The 2,074-nt window shown below is 43.0% G+C and carries 3 protein-coding genes; all 3 read right to left on the bottom strand.

Annotated features, from left to right (window positions below):
* Positions 1–765, bottom strand: a 765-nt coding sequence (locus DCC82_RS06455; RefSeq protein WP_233252941.1) for an IS110 family transposase, incomplete at its 3' end; no start/stop codon positions are given.
* Between the two features lie 310 nt (positions 766–1,075).
* Positions 1,076–1,747, bottom strand: coding sequence for a response regulator transcription factor (locus DCC82_RS06450; protein WP_097354065.1), 672 nt, complete (start codon positions 1,745–1,747; stop codon positions 1,076–1,078).
* A gap of 22 nt (positions 1,748–1,769) precedes the next feature.
* Complete coding sequence (locus tag DCC82_RS18005) at positions 1,770–1,967, bottom strand: sensor histidine kinase (protein WP_353620329.1); 198 nt, start codon at positions 1,965–1,967, stop codon at positions 1,770–1,772.
* Between the last annotated feature and the right edge of the window lie 107 nt (positions 1,968–2,074).

The following is a 2,074-nucleotide window of genomic DNA, read 5'->3' as shown; positions in this document are numbered from 1 at the left end:
AATTTCGATACGGGCCATCTGTTGTCCTTCCGTTACGCCAATGGAGTGTTGGGCCAGTTCTATGAGCTTTTTCGCTTTCGGTTTTTGTGGCGATTGTAATCCCTCACTTTGCCGGTAAAGGGCCAGCACCTCTTCTAGCTCTTTTCCTGCCAGATCACTCGGAAATGGCGTATATTCCAGCACCGCGAGCGCCATTTTCCCAAATGACGGGAAGACTTGGGAAAACTCCGGAAAATATCGATCAAGCCAGCGAATCATTTGATTTCGAATCGCTCCCTGTTCTTCCACCAATTTGGAGCGAAATGTCGCTCCCACGCGCAGCTCCGCCTCCATCCCTTTCAGAATACGCGGATAGCTGAATCGGCCATCTTTCACTAATCGGGCAATGACGAGCGCGTCTTTCGCATCGTGCTTGGTTGGAAGGTTGTCGTCCAGTTCTTTGGATCGCTTCACGTGCATCGGGTTTGTCATCACAAGAGGAATGCCCTTTTCATCAAGAAAGTAAGCGAGATTGAGCCAATAATGTCCCGTTGGCTCGATGCCAACGATCACCTCGGTTTTTCCAAATTCCTTCATGGCTTCCACGATGCACTGGTACAACCATTCCAATCCTTCTCTAGATTGCGGAACGGGAAACGACTTTTTTAACACCCTCCCTCGCTCATCCACAAAGCAGGCATAATGCTTCTTTTTCGCGATATCCATGCCAACGACGAGCGTTTGATCGGTGACTTGATTAATCTTCTTGTTTGAGATAGAATTCATGTATAGTCCTCCTTGGTATCCAAATTAGGGGTCAATTCACAGATTGACACCCCCGAATCATACCAAGAGGGCTTTTTTTATTCAAGTCCCCGGAAAAACTTCTAACAGGAATGCTCCTTATAATTTTTATGTAATCAAAAATGGCTCTTGCGTTCTTTTGTCTCACACACTTTTTTTAAAATTATTCTTACTTATCTTAATTATACATCCATTTTCTTTCCTTTTTACCGCCAACATGGTGTCGAAACCCCGCCATTTTTTTGACGGAGTACCGACACGAAATGCCGATTCCTAAAAAAGACAAAACGCCTCACCGATTCGATGAAGGCGTTAGCAACATATGAAGCTCTGGAATGAGCCCTAATTGTTTTGCTTTTTCCACTGCTTCTATCCGTGAAGATACATGCAGCTTCGTAAAGATATGCGATAAGTGTCTTTCTACACTTCGCTGGCTTATATGACGCTTTTTGGCAATGTCTTTATTACATAGTCCATTGGCAACTTCCATTAATATTTCTTGCTCAAGCTGGCTCAGCGCAGCCTGTTTTCCATTTTCCTCTATCTTCGCCCTTACTTCGCAAAGACGCAGTTGTCGCAGTAAATGCACAGGGATGACCGCTTCATCTCTTAATGCACAGCGAATCGCTGTAATTAGCTGGTCTCTTGTTGCTGTTTTACTGATAAAGCCCGTAACGCCTGATTCAATCAAATAATTAAAAAAAGGAGCAACATCATATCCGGTATAGATGACAATTTTCGCATTCGGTTGTTTTTGGAGAATTCGCTTACTTAATTCAATACCGTTCATATCCGGCATACGCCAATCAAGCAAATACACATCATACGTACGTTGTCCTATTATTTGTTCCGCTTCTGTGCCAGATGTAACGAGTTCTACTTGAAAGTCTTGTTCGCTCTCGAGCATGTTCTTTGTCCCCTCGCCAACAAGGCGGTGATCATCCACAATTAAAATGCGAATCATCTTATTTTTCTCCTTCCTATGCTTATAATGGAATGGATATGCGTATATCTAATCCTTCTCCAAGTTGCGATGTCATCTTGTAAGTTCCTCCTAAGCCTTGCACGCGTTCTTTGATGCCAAACAATCCAAGCTTTCTATGATCTTGACGTAACGTTTTCATATCCATCCCTATACCATTATCCATGTAATGAAGTTGGATTTCCTCGTTTCGAGTTTCCAATGTTAATTTAATATATGATGCCTGTGAATGTTTTAGCGTAACTATTCACCCCAGTGCTAGTGTATAAAAAAGCCCAGCACAAATAGGGCATTTCGGTCATAGAAAAT

This window comes from Geobacillus sp. LYN3, from assembly GCF_003064505.1.
Classification (GTDB): Bacteria; Bacillota; Bacilli; order Bacillales; family Anoxybacillaceae; genus Parageobacillus_B; species Parageobacillus_B toebii.
The sequence above is the reverse complement of the archived record's forward strand: the minus strand, read 5'-3'. Positions and strand labels throughout refer to the sequence as shown.

What these genes read in the sequence shown, in the direction of transcription:
- DCC82_RS06450 (WP_097354065.1), bottom strand. Translation starts at nt 1,747, where the DNA reads ATGATTCGCATTTTAATTGTGGATGATCACCGCCTTGTTGGCGAGGGG.